The 19,392-nt window shown below is 44.9% G+C and carries 18 protein-coding genes; all 18 read left to right on the forward strand.

Annotated features, from left to right (window positions below; genetic code table 11):
• Positions 1 to 65: 65 nt before the first annotated feature.
• A complete protein-coding gene (locus tag K5L93_RS12975) occupies positions 66 to 1,958 on the forward strand; it encodes an EAL domain-containing protein (RefSeq protein ID WP_220720212.1) in 1,893 nt (630 codons plus the stop codon).
• A 191-nt stretch (positions 1,959 to 2,149) separates the two neighbouring features.
• Positions 2,150 to 3,031 (forward strand): hypothetical protein, encoded by an 882-nt coding sequence (locus K5L93_RS12980; protein WP_220720213.1) that lies wholly within the window; start codon positions 2,150 to 2,152, stop codon positions 3,029 to 3,031.
• The gene (locus K5L93_RS12985) at positions 3,028 to 3,639 is read left to right on the forward strand and encodes a PilN domain-containing protein (protein WP_220720214.1); all 612 of its coding nucleotides are present in this window, start codon (positions 3,028 to 3,030) and stop codon (positions 3,637 to 3,639) included. The genes K5L93_RS12980 and K5L93_RS12985 overlap by 4 nt, the downstream gene beginning before the upstream one ends.
• Complete coding sequence (locus K5L93_RS12990) at positions 3,632 to 4,285, forward strand: type II secretion system protein M (RefSeq protein ID WP_220720215.1); 654 nt, start codon at positions 3,632 to 3,634, stop codon at positions 4,283 to 4,285. Before K5L93_RS12985 ends, K5L93_RS12990 begins: the two co-directional genes overlap by 8 nt.
• Entirely contained in the window at positions 4,278 to 4,616 is a 339-nt protein-coding gene (locus K5L93_RS12995; RefSeq protein WP_220720216.1) for a hypothetical protein, read from the forward strand. Before K5L93_RS12990 ends, K5L93_RS12995 begins: the two co-directional genes overlap by 8 nt.
• Before the next feature lie 3 nt (positions 4,617 to 4,619).
• Positions 4,620 to 6,332 carry a pilus (MSHA type) biogenesis protein MshL gene (gene mshL / locus K5L93_RS13000; RefSeq protein WP_246615048.1) on the forward strand — a complete coding sequence of 571 codons (1,713 nt, stop codon included), beginning with the start codon at positions 4,620 to 4,622 and terminating at the stop codon, positions 6,330 to 6,332.
• Positions 6,333 to 6,342: 10 nt separating this feature from the next.
• Entirely contained in the window at positions 6,343 to 7,248 is a 906-nt protein-coding gene (locus K5L93_RS13005; protein WP_220720217.1) for an ExeA family protein, read from the forward strand.
• Positions 7,245 to 8,462, forward strand: a complete 1,218-nt coding sequence (locus K5L93_RS13010; protein WP_220720218.1) for a tetratricopeptide repeat protein — start codon at positions 7,245 to 7,247, stop codon at positions 8,460 to 8,462. Before K5L93_RS13005 ends, K5L93_RS13010 begins: the two co-directional genes overlap by 4 nt.
• 3 nt (positions 8,463 to 8,465) lie before the next feature.
• Entirely contained in the window at positions 8,466 to 10,211 is a 1,746-nt protein-coding gene (locus K5L93_RS13015; protein WP_220720219.1) for a GspE/PulE family protein, read from the forward strand.
• Positions 10,212 to 10,213: 2 nt separating this feature from the next.
• Positions 10,214 to 11,443: a type II secretion system F family protein gene (locus K5L93_RS13020; protein ID WP_220720220.1), complete on the forward strand. Its 1,230-nt coding sequence runs from the start codon at positions 10,214 to 10,216 to the stop codon at positions 11,441 to 11,443.
• A complete protein-coding gene (locus K5L93_RS13025; RefSeq protein WP_220720221.1) occupies positions 11,444 to 11,935 on the forward strand; it encodes a hypothetical protein in 492 nt (163 codons plus the stop codon).
• 58 nt (positions 11,936 to 11,993) lie between these two features.
• Complete coding sequence (locus tag K5L93_RS13030) at positions 11,994 to 12,611, forward strand: pilus assembly FimT family protein (protein ID WP_220720222.1); 618 nt, start codon at positions 11,994 to 11,996, stop codon at positions 12,609 to 12,611.
• A 36-nt stretch (positions 12,612 to 12,647) separates the two neighbouring features.
• Entirely contained in the window at positions 12,648 to 13,115 is a 468-nt protein-coding gene (locus K5L93_RS20195) for a prepilin-type N-terminal cleavage/methylation domain-containing protein (protein ID WP_220720223.1), read from the forward strand.
• Positions 13,116 to 13,159: 44 nt separating this feature from the next.
• Entirely contained in the window at positions 13,160 to 13,636 is a 477-nt protein-coding gene (locus K5L93_RS13040; RefSeq protein ID WP_220720224.1) for a type II secretion system protein, read from the forward strand.
• Positions 13,623 to 14,150, forward strand: a complete 528-nt coding sequence (locus K5L93_RS13045; RefSeq protein ID WP_220720225.1) for a type IV pilus modification PilV family protein — start codon at positions 13,623 to 13,625, stop codon at positions 14,148 to 14,150. The genes K5L93_RS13040 and K5L93_RS13045 overlap by 14 nt, the downstream gene beginning before the upstream one ends.
• Entirely contained in the window at positions 14,150 to 14,962 is an 813-nt protein-coding gene (locus K5L93_RS13050) for a PilW family protein (protein WP_220720226.1), read from the forward strand. Before K5L93_RS13045 ends, K5L93_RS13050 begins: the two co-directional genes overlap by 1 nt.
• On the forward strand, positions 14,934 to 15,398 hold the full coding sequence (locus K5L93_RS13055; protein WP_220720227.1) for a hypothetical protein: 465 nt from the start codon (positions 14,934 to 14,936) through the stop codon (positions 15,396 to 15,398). Before K5L93_RS13050 ends, K5L93_RS13055 begins: the two co-directional genes overlap by 29 nt.
• The gene (locus K5L93_RS13060) at positions 15,395 to 19,279 is read left to right on the forward strand and encodes a DUF6701 domain-containing protein (RefSeq protein ID WP_220720228.1); all 3,885 of its coding nucleotides are present in this window, start codon (positions 15,395 to 15,397) and stop codon (positions 19,277 to 19,279) included. Before K5L93_RS13055 ends, K5L93_RS13060 begins: the two co-directional genes overlap by 4 nt.
• The last annotated feature ends 113 nt before the right edge of the window (positions 19,280 to 19,392 follow it).

The following is a 19,392-nucleotide window of genomic DNA, read 5'->3' on the forward strand; positions in this document are numbered from 1 at the left end:
TACTCAAGCAATGGTCATACCAAAGGATGGTGCGGCTAAAAGCTTGAAGGTGAGGAACACCCTTAATGAAATTTTCCAGTCGGATCATAGTATTTACCATTAGCTGCGTAGTGGTGGCAGTGCTATTGGTATTGCTTGGGGGTGCGCTTACCTTCCGTCAGTTGGCATTTAATCAGCAACAACATCAGTTGCGCTCAGTCGTTGAAGTGATCGACGGTCAGCTGAGTGTTCAACCGGAAACGCCAGAATTTGCTCAATGGTTACCAAATTGGCTGCGTGCACATAATATTCAAGTGCTAGAGGTAGCTAATCGCGGTGGGGTTATTTATACCTTTCGTGAACTTAATTACACTGGTAACAGCAATAACTTAATTCCTTATCGTTACCCCTTAGCAGCTCATCCTGACTTTTTTATTCAAATTTGGGTAGAACAACCCTTTAAACAGCTCACCTATGAACCTGAAGCGATGTTAGGTATTGGTGGTGGGGTGCTGATTGTCGCCTTCGGATTAATTGCTGTATTTCGCTGGCTAAAAAGTATTATGTACGGTGCTGAGTTGCTACAGACTCGCGGCAATCAAATTCTTGCTGGTCGCCTGCGAGATGTGCAGCAAGGCAGTGGCAAAGAATGGCCCAATGCTGCCAGTAAAGCGATTGAGCAGCTAATTACTCAACTTATTGAGGCTCGCCAAGAGCGTAGTCGCTTTGATTGTATTATTCGCAATAATGCCTTTGTTGATGAACTTACGCAGCTATCAAACCGCACTCACTTTCTAAATCAGCTGGAAGCGGAGATTGGTGATGCCGATGCGCACACCGGCGCGGTGTTGTTAGTGTATCTGCGTGGCATGGACGATGTTAACTACCAATATGCGCGTAATGAAGGCGATGCAATTTTGCAGCAAAGTGCAGAGGCCTTAAAACAATATACTCGCCGTAATATCGATGTGAATCTAGCGCGTTATAGCGGCGATGCCTTTGCCTTGTTAATGCCACTTTCCACCTTAGATGAAGCTGAAGATACCGCAGCAGGTATCTTAAAATTACTCGAGCGTATTCCCCTGCCTGAAGTGGCTGAAGCCGATGACTTCTTTTATATTGGTATTGCAGGATATGAGTACGGTGATAACGCGCAGTTGGTTATTGAACAAGCAGAGGATGCCTTACGAGTTGCGCAGATGCAGCGACATAATGGTTGGTATGCGATCCCTCGTGAGTTGAGTTCTACGCAAACCGGCAAGGGCTCTGTGCGCTGGCGTACCTTATTGCAGCATGTACTAAGCAATGAGGCCCTGCACTATTATCAACAAGAAGTTTTCGATGCTGATGGGCGCGTTTGTTACAAAGAGCTGCTAGCGCGTATTACCGACTACCAAGGTGAAGTGATTAACGCTGGTGTATTTTTACCTTGGGCTGAGAAAAGTGGCTTGCAGGCAGACTTTGATTTACATGCTTTAAAGTTTGCGATGCAACAGGTTAAGTATTCTCGCCAACCCATTAGCATCAACTTAAACATAGCGACAGTGATTAAGCAGTCGGTAATGCGAGACTTGCTGCAATGGGTATTCTCTGTTCCGTTCAAAGAATGCCAAAAGCTGGTGCTTGAGTTTCCAGAGATGCAGCTATCGCAACTTAACGATACCGAAATGCTCCGTTTGAAAGCCTTAAACAAGAAAGGCATTAAGTTAGCTGTAGAGCGCGCTGGTCAGCGGGTTGTTAGTACCCAATATATTAGTGAACTTAAGTTGGAGTACTTAAAGTTGCACACCAGTTTGGTTCGCGATATCCAGGTTAGACAAGTTAATCAATTGGCCGTCAGCTCATTAGTAGCTAGCTGTGCTGGTCGCGTTCAAGTGATGGCTGTAGGGGTTGAGCGAAACGAAGAGTGGCGAGTTTTGCAGCGTTTAGGGGTGCATCGCGCGCAAGGATTTTTATTTAGTAAACCAGAGCCTATTTAACTCACGTTTGGCTTAGATTTATTTGATGAATAAGTGTGGTATTTGTATAGCTAATCTACAGTTACTAGATATGCTGCTTTTAATCATGAGAATTAGCACATAATTGTTGGCCAATGCTTTAAAAAATAAAAGAAAAGTTTAGACTAGATGACTAGTGTTTGACATGGATATCATCAAAGGACAATGACTGAATGGGTTTAGCGTTTTGGCGAAGGAATACCGTAAAAACTCGTTGTAGTGCTTATTTGCGCCCTGACTTTTTGGTTTTAGCTAACCAAAATGAACAAACCTTTGAGCAAGCAATTGATTCTATTGAACAATGGCCTGATGCCTTTGCTAGTCTATGCAAAGATGCACAGTTATCCAGTGAGCACCAGATTGTGTTTATATTGGGTTCTCAGCATTACCAGCAGTTTCAGGTAGAAAAGCCCAAGGTTCCCGATGAAGAATTAGCCGGTGCAGTACCTTGGACCATCAAGGACATGGTCGCCGAACAAATCCCCGATTTAGCCATTGATTACTATCAAGCCCCTACCACGCCAATGGCCAGTGAAAAACTCAATGTAGTTTGCGTGCGTAAACAAATTATTCACAAGTTAGTCCAAATAGCGCAGCAGCAAGATATTCAGCTGGAAGGCATTACCATTGAAACGTTGGCGGCAGTTAACTTGTTGGAGAACAACGATCGTTGCCAAATGCTGCTGTGGCAACCTAGAGGTGGAGACTTAGAGTTGATTGTGGTGCGCCAAGGGCAAGTATGCTTTTCTCGGCAACTGCGGGCATTTTCTGGTTTAGGAAAAATGCAGGAAATTGAATTTACTCAAACTTTCTTCGACAGTTTAAGTTTAGAGCTACAACGTTCTATCGACTACATAAGTGCAACATTAAAGCTGCCCGATGTTAGTCATATTCAATTGGCTATCCCTAGCCGATTTTGCGATGAAATCGCTCAGCAGTTACAGCAAAACCTTACTCCTAATGTTGGTTTGTTGGATATTTCGGCAATTGAGTCTAGTGACCAATACTATAAAATTCCTGCACTTGCTGGCTTACAAGATGGGGTGCTGTCGTGAAAACACGGATTAACCTCTATACCGAAGAATTTAGACCTAAGCCAGAGCGTGGCTCTCTAAGGCAAGTGGTTGGCCTGTGGTTATTGGTAGGCGCTATAGCCCTTGGGTGGGGCTTTTGGCAACAACAGCAAACTAAAACCGCTGTGCTTAAGGCTGCAGAGCAACGTAAGTTAGTTGGTTCGCAAGATCAGCAACTTGCTCAGCTACGAGCCGCCCTTGAGCAGCGTGCAGTCGACCCAAAACTGCAGCAGCAGCTGGGCTTGGCGGAACAAGAATTAAAACTAAAGCGTTTATTAGAGCAACGCTTGCAAGGGCAAGGTTACGCAAATAGGGGATTTTCTTCATCGTTGTCTGCTTTAGCATCTATCCAAGATCAGCAAATTTGGCTGACTCAAATTAGCATTCAGCGAGGCAATATGGCTCTGGCTGGGCAATCTACCAGCAGTGATGCCGTGCCCAAGTGGCTTAAGCAATTTAAACATTACCCCGAACTGTCGCAGCAGCAATTTGCGGGATTGAAAATATACCGGGATGAGCAGCAACAACTGCACTTTAGCTTAAGTGGCTCTAGTCATCACGAGCTTATGCTAGGAGGTGCTGATGAGTGAGCAATGGCAGCAATGGCAAATACGGTTTGCCAGCTTAAGTTTACGAGAGCGAATTCTTATTTTAATCACTGGGTTAATTGTTGTTGTGTTACCTAGTTATTACTTGTGGATAGAGCCTGCTAGCTTAAAACAAGATCGAGCGGAAAAAGAGCTGGCTCAAGCTCTTGCAAAATACCATGACAACAATAATTTGATTGAGTTTAGTAAGGATAAGCTACGTGAAGATCCCAACCAGGACGTACGTCGACAGCTAAAACAATTAAATGCACAATTAACTCAGATTGATCAGTCGTTAGAACAGCAACAAGCTGGGCTCATCCCGGTGGAACAAATGGCAGAAGTTCTAGAACAATTACTGCAACAAAGTTCCGGCTTAGTATTAGTGGCAATGGATTCCTTAGCGCCAAAACCGGTATTAAGCAATGAAGAGAGTAATCCTGATAGTTTAAACTTCTATCGTCATGGGATCCGTTTAAAACTTAGTGGTGGTTACTTCCCACTGCTAAAATATTTGCAGATTGTTGAGGATCTTCCGCAGCGATTTTTGTGGCAACTAATTGATTATCAAGTAGAAGAGTATCCCAAGGCAGATATTACTATCGACATCTATACCTTAAGCACCAATAAGGACTTTATCAGTGGTTAAATCTCTTTGCTTGATATTGCTGGGGTATTCGTTAATAGCTAACAATGGTTACGGTAGCTCCTTGAGCGATCCTACCGCACCACCAAACAGCAGGACGCAAACTAGTGTTACCAAGCGAGCAGCTTTACCGAGCTTACAGGCAATAATTGTTGGTGGTGAACAACCGGGGGCTATTCTCAATCAACGTTTTGTGGCGCTAAATCAGAATATTTCCGGTTTTACCTTAAGCCGGCTTCACCAAGACTACGTGGTGTTAGCCCGAGCGGGTAAGCAATATAGAATTAAATTGGACAAAGTGTCGGTAAAACGCGTCACTGTGCAGGGGCAGTAATACATGTATATCAAACGGATTTTTATGGGTTGTATGGTGGTTTTGCTTAGTGCATGCCAAAGCACTAATCGCCCCGACCCTGTAGAAGCTAAGCAAGCAATCGCCGAAGCTCAGCTACCAAGCTCCAATGTAATCAAAGCACCAGAGCTTCCTGCTGAGGTAGCGGCAGAACTGATGCCTGAATTGGCTTTACAGCAAGATAGCTTATTGCAAGTCGAGCATCGCTTTGATGTGAATGCCCGGAATGTAGACGCCAAAGCGTTTTTCCCCGCACTGGTAAAAGGTTCGCCACTTAGTGTGGCTTTACATCCTGGTGTAGAAGGTCAAATCACCTTAAAGCTTAAAGAGGTAACACTTAAAGAGGCAATTGATGTAGTGGCAGATATGTATGGTTACGACATTAAGCGTCGCGGCAAAATTTTGCATGTATACCCGGCAGGCATGCGTATCGAAACCATTCCTCTTAACTATTTGATGCTCGAGCGCTATGGTTACACTCGCACGCGGATTAATTCGGGGGGGATTACCGGTAGCGATAGTGACAATAATAACTCAAATAATAATAATTCGAGCAACTCCTCCAATAATAATTCGTCTAATAACTATTCAAATAATAGCAATAATAATCGTAACTCTAATCGTAGCGATAGTTTCAACGGGACTAAAATTGAATCGGCTACTGAAACGCGTTTTTGGTATGAGTTAGAAGAAACCTTACGCGGCATGATAGGCATAAATATGCGCCGCGATCGTGGCAACGACACCTCTTATGCGAACGATGGCCGAATGGTTGTAGTTAGCCCGCAAGCGGGTTTAGTCACTGTGCGTGCCTTTCCAGATGAAATACGCACAATTAAAACCTTTTTGAGTCAATCAGAAAAAAACTTGCAACGCCAAGTGGTGTTAGAAGCCAAGATTATCGAAGTCACCTTGAGTGATGGCTACCAGCAGGGTATTGATTGGACTAATGCTGGTGACTTAGTGGGCAGCACAGAAGTGTTATTTAACAGCGTATCTAAAATCCCGGGTGATGCTATTAGCAGTGTGCTGGGAGGCGGGGGAGCCCTAACCGTCACCGATGGTAATTTTCAAGCAGTGGTTAAATTGTTGCAAACTCAGGGCGATGTGAATGTTCTGTCTAGCCCTCGAATTACAGCCTCAAATAACCAAAAAGCAGTGATAAAAGTGGGGACCGATGAGTATTTTGTTACTGACGTATCCAATACAACTATCACTGGTACTAACCCCGTTACTAACCCAAGCGTCGAACTTACGCCATTTTTCTCTGGTGTTGCCTTAGATGTTACCCCGCAAATAAATGATCAAGGTGAAGTATTACTGCACGTTCACCCCTCTGTCACTGATGTAAAAGAGCAGCGTAAAGTCATTAGTTTTGGTAGTGATGCTGATAGCCTCGACTTACCGCTAGCACAAAGTGATATTCGAGAAACGGATACGGTCATTAAAGCTAGTTCAGGTGATGTGGTGGTGATTGGCGGCCTGATGAGCTCTAAACAAGAAGAGATTGTATCAAAAGTACCTTTTATCGGTTCTATCCCAGGTTTAGGCGAACTGTTTACCAACCGTGCTGTATCTAATCAGAAAACTGAATTGGTGATTTTGATTCAACCCACTGTGGTTACCCAAGATACCTGGCAAAACGAACTACAAAAATCACAAGAGTTATTAAACACTTGGTATCCAGAAGATAACTAGGCGGGCATTGGTGGCGGTATATCTCGAACATTTTGGCCTTTCACAAGCTCCTTTTGGTTTAACACCAAATACCGGTTTGTACCAAGCTTTGTTGCCTCATGATGAAGCGATTCAAGTATTGCAAACGGCGCTTAAATCGGGTGAAGGTTTTATTAAAGTAAGTGGTGAAGTAGGCACAGGAAAAACTCTGTTATGCCGAAAACTACTTAATGAAATGAGTGACGATTACCAGTTTGCTTATTTGCCAAATCCTTGCTTATCTGCAGAGCAAATTCATGCTGCACTAGCCAGTGAGTTAGGCCTGCAAGTGGATGCGGCAGCGTCATCTCATAGTGTATTGGAAAGCATTCATCATCACCTAATTGATTTAGCCAGCAAGCAGCGCCCAGTTGTACTGCTTATTGATGAGGCGCAAGCCCTAAGTGATGAAGCTTTAGAGGTGATTCGCTTACTGGGTAACCTAGAAACCGAGCAGCGAAAACTATTACACGTAGTGTTATTTGGCCAACCAGAACTGGATGAGCGTTTGGCCACTCAGCAATTGCGGCAATTACGTCAACGCATAACGTTCTCTTATCGCCTTCGGGCTTTAGAAAAGGATGAAGTGGCTAGCTATATACAACATCGTTTGCACCTAAGTGGCTATAGAGGTGGTCCTCTATTTACTGCTGCTTCATTAAAAATGCTTACTCGAGCCAGCCGCGGAATTCCACGTTTAATCAATATATTGGCTCATAAAGTATTAATGCTTTGTTACGGTCAGGGCGCTCAACAAGTGAGCGTGAAGATGGTTAAGCAAGCAGTGGCTGATACAGAAGATGCAGTAAGGCCACAAAGCCAAACAACCTGGTTAGTTCTTGCTGCAAGCGCCTGTGTCGCAGTTGCGGCGGCTGCATGGTGGAGTTTGTCACTATGAGCGTAATTAACCAAATGCTTAAAGACTTGGATAAGCGGCAGAATAGTAATCCGCAAAGCATGTCGCCCCTAGTCGAAGACTCAGGTAAAAGCATCAGAGCTTATGTGTTAATGGCTTTAGTATTAATTGCTTTGGTTATTTCAGCTTGGTTAGCACTGCGCTATTTTAAGAACATTGATGTGGTCAGTGATGTTGAAGTGGTTGCAGACACCGCTCAACATGCTAATTCCGTAGCTGTCTCTCTCGAAACCGAACAGCTGCAAGCAGTAGCAGACGCTATTGATGTAGAGTTAGTTGAGCCTGTTAGCCAGCTTACCACCTTGCCAATTTCACCTAATCAAACACTTACTACTGCAAATCAAAGCGATACTGCCAGTGAGCCCGATAAGCCATTGATTGAGCCAACAGCAACAGCGGTTGTAGAGGAGCCAGAGCCAAGCTCGGTAAAAAACAATCAAGAGCTTGCTGAGCTTGAGCAAAAGCCCACTGTTGCAGAAAAAGCGAGTGTGTCTTCTCAGCCTACAGCACCGAAACCCAAGAAAAAAGAACAGAGTAAGACTAAACAGCCATCGCTAACAACAGAGAAAAAGCAGGTTGCCAATGAAGCGTCGACACTTGAGATTACGCCCTTAAAGCTCACTCGTGAACAACAAGTGGCTTTATATACACGCCGCGGTTATCAGGCTTTAGATAAAAACCTACCGGGTGAAGCCCGCAAGGAGTTCCAAAAAGCCTTGCAGCTTGACCACCAAGCGCATGAAGTGCGAGAGCAGCTTGCAGCGCTTATGTTTGGTCGTGGTGATGTGCGCTCTGCGGTTAGCTTGCTTGAAGAAGGTTTACAACTAAGCCCGCTCCGTGGCTCGTTTAGGGTGATGCTGGCGCGAATTTTTGTGCAGCAAGACAACCTAGCTCAGGCTATTTATTATTTAGAAAATGCCGAACCCAGCATAATCGGCAATGTAGATTATTACGCGATGTTAGCCGGTTTAGCGCAACGCTTAGATAAACAGGAGTTGGCTTTAACTAGCTATCAAAAACTCGTTAAGCACGAACCTTCACGCGCTCGCTGGTGGTTGGGTTACGCCATTGCCAACGATAAGCTTGGTAGTTATCAAGAAGCTTTAGCCGCGTATCAGCAAGCCGAACTGATGGGGCAGCTTTCCAGTAATTCTCGCGATTTTGTGGTTAATCGCATTCGGCAGTTGGAGCAATAAACAGTGGCACAACCAAAATTACGAATGCGCTTAGGTGACTTGCTGGTTAGCGAGCAGGTGATCAGTGAAGCTGACTTAATGAGCGCCTTAGCCCAGCAAAAACAGTCGGGTCGAAAACTAGGTGCAACCTTAATTGAGCTTGGAGTCATTGCCGAGGTGCAATTGCTGGAGTTTTTAGCTCGTCAGTTGGGTATTCCATTTGTCGATTTAGCGCAAATTTCGGTAGATGCCAATGCTGTGGTGTTGTTGGGCGAAGTGCATGCTCGCCGCTTGCGCGCATTGGTGATTCACAAAGATGGCGACGTGTTAACTGTAGCTATTTCCGATCCCGCCGACCTCTCGGCAATTGACACCTTAGCATCGTTGTTGGCTCCTCATCAGCTTAAATATGTGGTGGCAAGGGAGTCTCAGGTTGTTGAAGCCTTTGACCGCTTTTACCGAAGAACCCGCGAAATTGAAGGTTTTGCTCAAGAGCTAAAAGAAGAATATGCCAGTAGTGATGAATTTGATATTGGCCTCGCTACCGCTGATGATGAGAGTAACGAAACCACCGTTGTTAAGCTGCTTCAGTCCTTGTTTGAAGATGCCGTACAAGTGGGCGCTTCAGATATTCATATTGAGCCAGACGAAAAAGTACTGCGGATCCGGCAACGGGTAGACGGCGTATTGCAAGAAAGTGTACTTAATGAGGTGCAAATTGCCTCGGCCATGGTGTTGCGCTTGAAGCTGATGTCGGGCTTGGATATTTCTGAGAAACGCTTACCGCAAGATGGGCGTTTTAATATTAAAGTACGCGGTCATTCCATTGATGTACGTTTATCTACGATGCCTATTCAGGCCGGCGAATCAGTAGTGATGCGTTTATTAGATCAATCGGCAGGTATTTTGTCGCTTGAGCAAACCGGTATGCCAGCGGACATTATGGAGCGTTATCGCCGTCAGCTTCATCGCCCTCATGGCATGATTGTAGTAACTGGCCCAACAGGTAGTGGTAAAACAACCACGCTGTATGGCTCTTTGAGTGAGCTGAACCAGCCTGAGTCGAAAATTATTACTGTGGAAGATCCGGTTGAGTACCGACTACCACGGATTAACCAAGTACAAGTAAACAGCAAAATTGGCCTCGATTTCTCCAATATTTTGCGTACAACCTTGCGCCAAGATCCAGACATTTTGCTGGTGGGAGAGATGCGTGACCAAGAAACTGTAGAAATTGGCTTGCGAGGCGCATTAACCGGTCACTTGGTATTAACCACGCTGCACACTAATGATGCGATAACCAGCGCCTTACGCTTGATAGATATGGGCGCAGCAGGTTACTTGGTGGCAAGTTCATTAAGAGCGGTTATCGCCCAGCGCTTGGTTCGTCGCCTCTGTGAAAACTGTAAACAAGAACATAGTTGCTCGCTCGAAGAAAAAGTTTGGCTTGAGCACATAAGTAACGAAGATTTGAGCAAGCAGGTTTTTTATAAAGGGCGTGGTTGTCAAAGTTGCAACTACACGGGCTATAAAGGGCGGATCGGTGTATTCGAAATGTTAGAGTTAAACAATGCAATGATGGAAGGTTTGCGTCGAGATGACCCCGATGAATTCTCTAAGGCTGCAAAAGCCTCGAAAAACTATCGCCCACTGTCATTAGCAGCTTTAGATTATGCAAAACAAGGGGTTACTGCGGTTGAAGAAGTGTTGCGATTGGTGGAAGAAGTAGACGTTTATGGCAGCGTTACTAACCCTCAGGGTGAGTCTTAGTAATGGCTTTGTTTCGCTATCAGGTTCGCGATAGCACTGGTCGCCTGATTAACGGTGATATAGAAGCGGCTAATCAAAACGCTGCGGCAGAGAGCTTGCTGCGTCGTGGGCTTACCCCAATTAAAATCGCAGAGGGTAAAGGCAAGGGCGAAGGCTTAGGTTCCTTAGATGTTAGTACTTTGTGGGAAGGGCGAATAAAGCTTGATGAGTTAGTCGTTTTTACTCGGCAAATGTATTCGTTAACCAAGGCTGGCATACCAATAATGCGCGCCATAAATGGCTTAGCCGAAACCGCTCATAGTAAGCTATTGCGCCGCTCGCTGGCTGGTGTATCTGATGCGTTGAGTAGCGGGCGAACTTTATCTACAGCAATGGCTGAGTATCCCAAGGTCTTTTCCCAGTTATTTGTAAGTATTGTTCACGTTGGCGAGAACACCGGTCAGCTCGAGCAAGCTTTTTTGCAGTTATCTCAGTATCTTGAGTTAGAAATGGACACCCGTAAGCGCATCAAAACAGCAATGCGTTATCCCACTTTTGTGATTATAGCGATTGTTATCGCCATGGTGATACTCAATATTTTTGTGATCCCCCAGTTTGCTGAAATTTTTGGCCGTTTTAATGTGGAACTGCCTTTAGCCACAAGGATATTGATTGGTACCTCCAATTTTTTTGTTAACTATTGGCCCTTGTTACTGGTGCTAACTATAGGCTCGGTATTTTTGGTGCGCTGGTATGTCAGTACTCCCAAAGGCCGTATGTTATGGGACAAAACGCGATTGCGCTTACCTGTTGTTGGCTCGGTGATAGAGCGCTCGTTACTGGCTCGTTTCTCGCGCAGTTTTGCGATGATGGTGGGAGCCGGAGTACCGCTTAACCAAGCCTTATCCTTAGTGGCCAGCGCCGTTGATAACGCGTTTATGGCAGAGCGAATTGTTGAAATGCGCCGCGGCATTGAGCGTGGCGAAAGCCTATTGCGTAACGCGATTGCCAGTGAGTTATTTACACCTTTGGTATTACAGATGATCTCGGTAGGTGAAGAAACTGGCCAAGTTGATGAATTACTTACCGAAGCGGCCGAGTTTTACGAGCGCGAAGTAGACTATGATTTAAAGAGCTTAACTGCGCGTATTGAACCAATTTTGATTGCGGTGGTGGCAGGTATGGTACTTGTTCTTGCTCTAGGCATCTTTACCCCAATGTGGGACATGATGCGCGCGGTGAGAGGTGGTTAAGTGAACCAACATGATTTGTTGGAGAATAATCGCTCACGCTTTAGTTGGCTTGTGACTTTATGCATAGTTTTATTAGTTGTATTATTGCTTTTAATTAGCCTAGTTAGGACAATTAGTCAGGCAGAGCAGCAAGCTGTAGACGAATATGCTCAAACTTGGGTAAGGCAGCTTGCTCAAGTTCATGGATTGTGGATAGCTAGATTTCGCCCCGAACAATTAGAGTTCAATTTGTACCAGCGTGATGCATTAACCGGTGAGCAAAAGCCGTTAGAAGTAATACGCTTAGCGATGAGTAAAGCGGGGTGGCCTAAGGTTGCATCAAACCAGCAGTGCCAAGATTTGTGGCGTGACATGGTTGGTGCTGAGCTAAGTGGGCAAGGTAATGCCGCGACAGCGGCCTATAAAAACCAGCAATGCCATTATGAGTTTTTAGGTGTGGCCATACTGATATATGACCCGCAACAAGGTTTGATGACAAAGGAATGGCTGTAAAGCCGATTTAAGAGGTAGTCTAACAGTGACAACAATTTCTACGGTATCAAGATCTACAATGAGACAAGCTGGCTTCTCGCTGATTGAGTTGGTAATTGTGATTGTTATTTTGGGCATTTTAGCCGCGACTGCTTTGCCGCGTTTTTTAGATGTAACAGAAGAGGCTAAGGTGGCAAGCCTAGAAGGCGTAGCTGGTGGTTTTGCCACTGGTGTCTCGTTAGCTCGTGCTCAATGGGAGGCAGAAGGTCGCCCCAGTGAAAATGGCAAAAATGCCGTTATTTATGATACGCAAAAAGTGTATTTAACCACGCCTACTGCAGCGCAAATAAGCAATGGCAGTGTTGCTCCTGGTTACCCGATGACCAGCGACGATGAAGACGTGGACCCTGGTACTTTATCCGGGGATAAGTGCTTGAAAGTGTGGGACGCAATTTTACAAAATCCTGCCCGCGCTACGGCTACCTTCTCTGAGGTAGCTAACCAAGGTGATTATTTCAAGTATTACACCACGGTAACGGGAGCCGCAGAGCAGACGCGATGTATTTTCTATCAAGTAAACTCTTTGGCTAAAAATAGTGACGGTTCCTACGTGGATCCTGGTAACGATGAAGGTTCATATAACAATTTCACGTATCAACCAGCCGCAGGGCGGGTTTTTACTAACATTCCTAACTAACGATTTATAAATCAATAATTTTCTAAGGATATAGAAATGAAGGCAATTAAACAGCAAGGCTTTACGCTAATCGAATTGGTGATTGTGATTATCATCTTAGGTATTTTGGCAGTAACTGCAGCACCTAAGTTTTTGAACTTACAAACTGATGCGCGAGCTTCAACCATTAAAGGTCTAGAAGCAGCTGTAAAGGGGGGAGCAAACCTAATTTATAGTAAAGCAGCAATTGCTGGTATCGAAAGTACTTCTGGTGATGTGTCTGGTGCGAACGGTACTGACGTATCAACAACGTTTGGCTATCCTAACGTAGCGGCATTTGGCTCAGATCAAATTGACGGCTGGTTAGATCTTAGTACAGCAGAGTGGACGGTTACTACTTCTGGTGCTGGCGCAACGATTACTCCGGCAGGTTTCACTACATCATCTGGAGCTTGTGAAGTTCAATACACTATTGCAGATAGTTCTAATTCAGCTCAAACGGTATCAGTTGTAACTGGCTGTTAATGCTTCGAGGCTAGCTTCGGCTAGCCTTTTACTTGCCGCCCAAATTGGAACTTCCACGAATACCTCACCCTAAAACCTCCGGCTTTACTATTATTGAGCTGGTGATTACGCTCATCTTAATTGGCATTCTGGCCATCACCGTACTACCTAAATTCTTTCGCGGTGGCTTTGCCGAAATTAGTCTGCGAGAGCAACTATTAAGTCGTTTGCACTTAGTGCAAACCCAAGCAATGAACCATTATCAAGATTGCTTCTTTCTGCAAATAAATACTGATAACTATTTTTCTGGCGAATTGTCTACCGATGGCAGCTGTGCCAATACATCTCCACCTTTGGAAGCTGTTGCTTATTCTAATGATTTGTTGGTCAGCCAAGGAACGATTCGTTTTGATGGCATGGGTCGAGTAAGGCTTGCCGAATCATCCTTGTGTAATCAGTTCCCTTGTGTGATAAGTGTAGAAGGCGATGATACCCATACTATTATCATAGAATCTGAGGGCTATATTCATGCGCCCTTGTAAGCAGCCGTCTGCTGCTGGTTTCACCCTTATCGAGTTAATTGTAGGTATTGTTGTATTGGCCATATCGCTGGTGGTGATTACCTCTTTTCTAGCTCCGCAAGCGCTCAAAAGTGTCGACCCGGTTTACGAGGTGCGCTCGGCCGAGCTTGGTTCAAGTTTAATGAATGAAATCCTTGGCAAATCATTTGATGAAAATTCTGATCACACCGGCGGAGGGCTGTGGCGCTGTGGTGAAACCGGGCAGTTGAGCTGCACGGCAGCCAGTGATTATGGCCCTGATGGGGAAAGTCGGGCTCAATATAACGATGTGGATGACTACCACACCAATGGTGCATTTATTAATATTGATGATAGTTTAGGTATTGATTTATCTGATATTTATCGAAATTTTTGGTATCGAGTTAGCGTTGATAGCAGTGAGCATGGCATCAATGCAGCCAAACGTATCGACGTAATAATTAGAGCACCTAATGGCATTGATTACGCCTTTAGCGCTTATCGGTGGAATTACTAATGCGCCGCTTACAAGGTTTTACCTTAATTGAACTGGTTATTACCTTGGTGTTGTTGGCTATTTTAGCCATTGCTACCAGTGACTTTTTACGCACTGGTAGTTTGATTTACCGACAAGGCGCAGACCGCCAAGTATTGTTGGGTGAAGCGCGTTTTGCCATCGAGCGTTTAAACCGCGAGTTACATAATAGTTTGCCTAATAGCGCTATGTTAAGTCCTAATAGCGCCAATGCCGCAGACCATTGCCTAAGCTTTGTGCCTACTTTTTCTAGTCATACTTATATCGATTTGCCGATAGCGCCAAGCTACTCTGCTTCTGCGTCAATAGTGACCTCATTAAATCAACCTAGTTTTTCTGCTGTAGGCAGCGCGTGGTTAAGTGTATACGTGCTAAATAGTGATGAAGTGCTTAATGCCAATGGTGCTTTAGTCGATGCTAATTGTACTGCAGCGACTGGCAAGGTGTTTTGTTTAAGTAATATTAGTGCCGATGCAAGTTCGGGAGTGAGTACTGTCAATTTTGCAGGTTCGGTTAGCGTAAGTACCGATTCACCCGCTCAGCGAGCGTTTATCTTGGGAGAGCCGATCCGTTATTGTGTGGAAGGTAGTAAGCTGTTGCGCTTTCAGCCGGCGGATAGTGGCAATGGGGTATTAATGGCCAGTAAGCTTGAAGTAAACAGTGCTGTTCAGCCTTTCCAAGTGTCGCCTGCCAGTTTAACTCGAAATGGTTTGGTGAATCTTCGCTTGCGCTTTGTGGAAAACCAAGAAGTAGTGGAATTTAATCATGACATCGTTGTTCTTAACCAGCCTTAGCCAGCGAGGCAATGTAACTTACCCCGCTAGCCAGCGGGGAAGTGCATTGGTAGTAGCTATTTTTGTTATTGTGGTAATGGCACTAATTAGCGTGGGTTTAACGGCGATGATTCAAGATACCTCCCGTAATGCCGCATGGGATGTTCTAGGAACGCGTGCTGAGTTAGCGGCTTATTCTGGTTTAGAGCAAGCCTTGTCGGCATTATTTCCACTTAACGTGCCAAACACAACCCTAGGTCAGTGTAGCAATGTTACCGCTCAGCCGGTACTTACCGGGCAAGGATTAACGTCTTGCAGTGTTACCGTGACTTGTCAGCAGAATGATGTCGCTCAATTAAGTGCACGTTTTTTTGACTTACAAGCCACAGGCCAATGTGGCACTGGAGAAGTATTGGTGCAACGTAGCCAAACGGTTCAAGCAAGGAGTGGGTTATGAGACGTCTTGCGTATTTTTTGCTCGGATTGCTCTGTTGTTATACGGTTACTTCCTCTGCTGATTGGAGCGCGAGTTTTGTCGAAGGGGTTAATTCTTATACCTCCTCGGGTGAAATTGACTTTGTTAGTTCTTCAACGCTATCTAACGCCCCGCCTAATCGCAAACTCCCAGCAAACGTTGTTAATGATCCTGACAATGGCAATACTTCCGGCTATGCCGGAGCTTGCCTAGGCGTGAATGGCAGAGGCATTTGTCAAGAGAGAGGTAACAACCCTCCTTTGGCGGTTAAACCAAATGGCATCCCTTTGTTTGAGGAGTGCCGAACGACGAGTAATCAAAATATCTCACCCGGTTGGAATGAGAATATAGAGCTGCCTGCAGGCGAATACGGCGATGTTTATATTAACGTGAGTGGTAACTTCAAATTTGTTGATGAAGGTGGTGTTTATAGGATTAAGCATCTAAATGTCAATAATGGAACTGTTGAGTTCGCAGCAGGTCAATATTGGGTTGAAAGACTGACCCTCAATTATGGTACAAATATCATCTTGCCGTCTTCTGGTTCGGTCGTTTTTTTTATAGAGTCAAATTATCGGCATAATGGGGATATTACTGGTGATGCAGGTCACCCTGAAAGACTAGTTTTTTATTCTTATGGCGACTTTGTACAAAATGGTGGGACAACCCTACATGCCTATGTCTTTAGCGAGCAGTTCGCATCACTTGACGGCAGCGCTACTTTAAATGGCGCAATTACGGGCGATGGAGTTCTTCTAAATGGACAGAGTGAGGTGGTATTCCAAGATAGATCTAATCAAATAGATGTTGTGCCTGATTGTGGATCTTCAGCCGAGCCCCTGTTATTGCAGTTTGGTAGCGATGGCGCTGGTCAAAACGGTGGAACAGTCACCTTTGATCAAGCGTATCAGTCTAAACCTTTAGTTTTTTTGATGACGCCAATGGATGCCAGTGACCCAAATAATGATGGGCCTGTAGCTGCAGTGTTAACCAATGTTATTCAAAGTAACGGTGAGTGGACGGGTTTTACCTGGGCACGGCAAGAGCCGCCAGGAAACACCACGCCTTCGAAGAATATTCAAGCGATTGATTGGATTGCGGTGAATGAGGGAGAACATTTTCTAGAAGATGGTACTGAGTTAAGAGCGGGAACTATAGAAACGAATAAAGCCTTTCCGTTTCCGGATAGAAGCTATTTCAATGTTGATATGCCTGGTAATCTTTCAGTGGTGCTGCATCAAAAGCAATCACGTAATAATAACTGTTGGCTAAGCTCAAACTCAGAATTCAACAATAATGGGATTCGCTTAGCGATAGATAGCAGCGAAGTCTATGATACTAATTTCTTTGGCTCTGCGCGTTACTGTGTCTCGGATAATGATTCAATCTTTTACACCGATATACAAAATGACACCGTCGCCTACCTTGCAACAGAGCCAACGGTAGGCGCTATCACGGTAGATAATCAGGTGGTAAATTATCAATTTGGCAACTCCGTTACTCATGGTAGTGGCGGCAGTACCATCTCACCAGAGGCTACTTGTGACTACACCACCAGTTATCAAACTAATCTGTTTGCTACGCCCCCCATTTTGGTGGGCAGCAAAAATGAGCGACGTGGTAATAATGGTGGTTGGTTAAGGCGATGTCAGCACAATGCCGCTAATTTTTCGATGATCACCGAAGAAGACCAATATCGGGATAATGAACGTAATCACTTGGCGGAGAAATACAGTTATATGGCGTTCGCCTCTAATTCTTCGGTGCAGGTGCCTGGTCTTAATATCTTTGCTGATAGTGCCGGACTCACCTGTGATATCCATGAGGTGACTATCCAAGCGACTTTAGATGGGCAAATTGACCAGAACTTTCAAGGAACTGTTGGGCTGACTACTTCAACTAATAGAGGCACTTGGTCGCAAGGTAATGGCCAAGGCAACTTGCAAGCTGGAGCAGATAATGGTCAAGCCAGCTATAGCTTTGTACCTAACGATTTAGGTGAAGTGACCTTGGGTTTATTGCACCCTTTAGAGGGCGTTGTCACGCTTAGCGTAGCCGATGGTGGAATTAGTGCCAGTACCGTTGTGACCTTTAATGCCTATGGTTTTAAAGATGAGCTAATTGGAACTTGGGGAGAGAATCCCCACAAAGCTAATACCCAGTTTGTCCTTAAGCTTACCGCAGTGGGGAAAGACCCAGATGGTGGTGTTGGCTGTAGCCAAATCGCTAATTATCAAGGCACCAAAGATTTGAGCTTTTGGACTGATTATATCCAGCCTGCATCAGGAACGCGGCAACTGGCTGTGCAAGACCAAGTTAGCAATGAATTTGTAGATGTAAGCACTAGTCAAAGTGCCAATACCAAAATCAAAACAGTATTTTCTGGCGGTGAAGCGCAGCTTAATTTGCGTTATCCCGATGTAGGTCGTTTGGGCATTAACTTTTGGGATGAAGAAGGCTCGATAATCGATGGCTCGACCACTACTTTGCTGGGAAGCTCTACCGCGGACTTAATCCCTGCGGGTTTCGTTTGGCAAAATATAAAAAATCAAACAGATGAGACTAGAGTTAATCCAACAACTTACTTCACGAAAGCTGGAGACCCTTTTATTTCTTCCCTAGTTGCAGTTATCGAAAACTGCGATATCAGTACTCAGGGACAAGAGTGCCATGCACCTAACTTTGTGGCCGACCCTGATGATTTAAAGCAGGAGGCTAGCTTAGAAAGCCCAAGACCTGAGCCCGACCCAGAAAATGGCGTTGAAGGCGTTCTTAGTGAAGGCGCCATCGATAGCCAATCGGCAGGTGTGATGCGAATAATTGATACTAATTATTCTGAGGTGGGAAGCATAAATTACACTGGCTGGGTGTCTGAGTACCTAGCTTATGTTTTGGAAGATTATGCTGTAGCAAAAGCCAGTGATGTGGTTGGCAGTTTTTATCCACATCACTTTGAATTGACCGTGGCGAGCATTCAAGCTGCCTGTTTAGCGGGTGATTTTACTTATATTGGTCAGCAAGAGCAGCTGGTGAGTTGGACTTTGGTGGCTGAGAATGCATTTGGTGTTACTACCAAAAATTACTCTACAGATAAAAATGTCCCTGTTACCGAAGTTGGCAGAGATCTAGAAAATGATTGGCGTTTTGTTAGTAGCTCTGCGGTGGCGGGTTTTGATGATGGCTTTACGATAGAAGAACCTAGCAGCACATGGGCTGATGGCGTGTTTACTCAAACAGATTTACTTTCTGGCGTTGAAAAGCCGGTAACGGCGCAAGCTCCGGTAGTGGATGGCGCTATTAGCTTGTTTTATCAACATAGCGATGCTGGTATTCAATCTACCGATGGCACTTATGTGTGTGTGGGAGATGATGATACTGCTTATAGCTGTGTGTTGGGTACTGCTCCAGAGTTGCGCCATGGTCGAATTAAGCTTAATAACGGCTTTGGCTCAGAGCTTCAAGCTATAGCAGTTAATGGCGAGTTGCAGTATTACGATGGTAGCCGGTACATCCGAAATACTGATGATGTGTGCAGTAATCTCAATCTTCCTAGCTTAGAATTCTTACCTAAAGTTGATGCTAACTCCGCTCAAGTAGGCGGAGGCAGTTCTGATGTTTCACTTCGTTCTCCAGGCACCGCAGAACAAGGCATAATTTGGGTCGATTTTACTGCTCCGGGTGACAGCAATACTGGGCAAGTGGATTATTGGTTTAATTTAGACAGTCATCTTAATTGGCTACGTGAAGATTGGAATGGTAATGGCAGCTACGAGAGTGCAGATGATGCTGCAGGAAGTGGCCAAGTGACCTTTGGTATATTTCGTCAAAGCGATCGGGTTATAGATCGTAGAATGCGCTATTGATAGTAGATTGGCCGAAAAATATGCAATCTAAACCAAGTATTTAGTGAAAGGCAGGTGATAGCCTTCACTATCCTTGGCTTCTCTCTATAGTATGCTTGCTAGTAACGGTTTGC

It is taken from the genome of Agarivorans litoreus, assembly GCF_019649015.1.
GTDB lineage: Bacteria > Pseudomonadota > Gammaproteobacteria > Enterobacterales > Celerinatantimonadaceae > Agarivorans > Agarivorans litoreus.

Excerpts from the sequence above, each read along its gene's own strand:
- K5L93_RS13045 (WP_220720225.1), top strand. The coding sequence starts at position 13,623 with ATGCGCCCTTGTAAGCAGCCGTCTGCTGCTGGTTTCACCCTTATCGAG.
- K5L93_RS13055 (WP_220720227.1), top strand. The coding sequence starts at position 14,934 with ATGACATCGTTGTTCTTAACCAGCCTTAGCCAGCGAGGCAATGTAACT.
- K5L93_RS20195 (WP_220720223.1), top strand. The coding sequence starts at position 12,648 with ATGAAGGCAATTAAACAGCAAGGCTTTACGCTAATCGAATTGGTGATT.
- K5L93_RS12990 (WP_220720215.1), top strand. The coding sequence starts at position 3,632 with ATGAGTGAGCAATGGCAGCAATGGCAAATACGGTTTGCCAGCTTAAGT.
- mshL (WP_246615048.1), top strand. The coding sequence starts at position 4,620 with ATGTATATCAAACGGATTTTTATGGGTTGTATGGTGGTTTTGCTTAGT.
- K5L93_RS12975 (WP_220720212.1), top strand. The coding sequence starts at position 66 with ATGAAATTTTCCAGTCGGATCATAGTATTTACCATTAGCTGCGTAGTG.
- K5L93_RS13030 (WP_220720222.1), top strand. The coding sequence starts at position 11,994 with ATGAGACAAGCTGGCTTCTCGCTGATTGAGTTGGTAATTGTGATTGTT.
- K5L93_RS12980 (WP_220720213.1), top strand. The coding sequence starts at position 2,150 with ATGGGTTTAGCGTTTTGGCGAAGGAATACCGTAAAAACTCGTTGTAGT.
- K5L93_RS13010 (WP_220720218.1), top strand. The coding sequence starts at position 7,245 with ATGAGCGTAATTAACCAAATGCTTAAAGACTTGGATAAGCGGCAGAAT.
- K5L93_RS13050 (WP_220720226.1), top strand. The coding sequence starts at position 14,150 with ATGCGCCGCTTACAAGGTTTTACCTTAATTGAACTGGTTATTACCTTG.
- K5L93_RS13020 (WP_220720220.1), top strand. The coding sequence starts at position 10,214 with ATGGCTTTGTTTCGCTATCAGGTTCGCGATAGCACTGGTCGCCTGATT.
- K5L93_RS13060 (WP_220720228.1), top strand. The coding sequence starts at position 15,395 with ATGAGACGTCTTGCGTATTTTTTGCTCGGATTGCTCTGTTGTTATACG.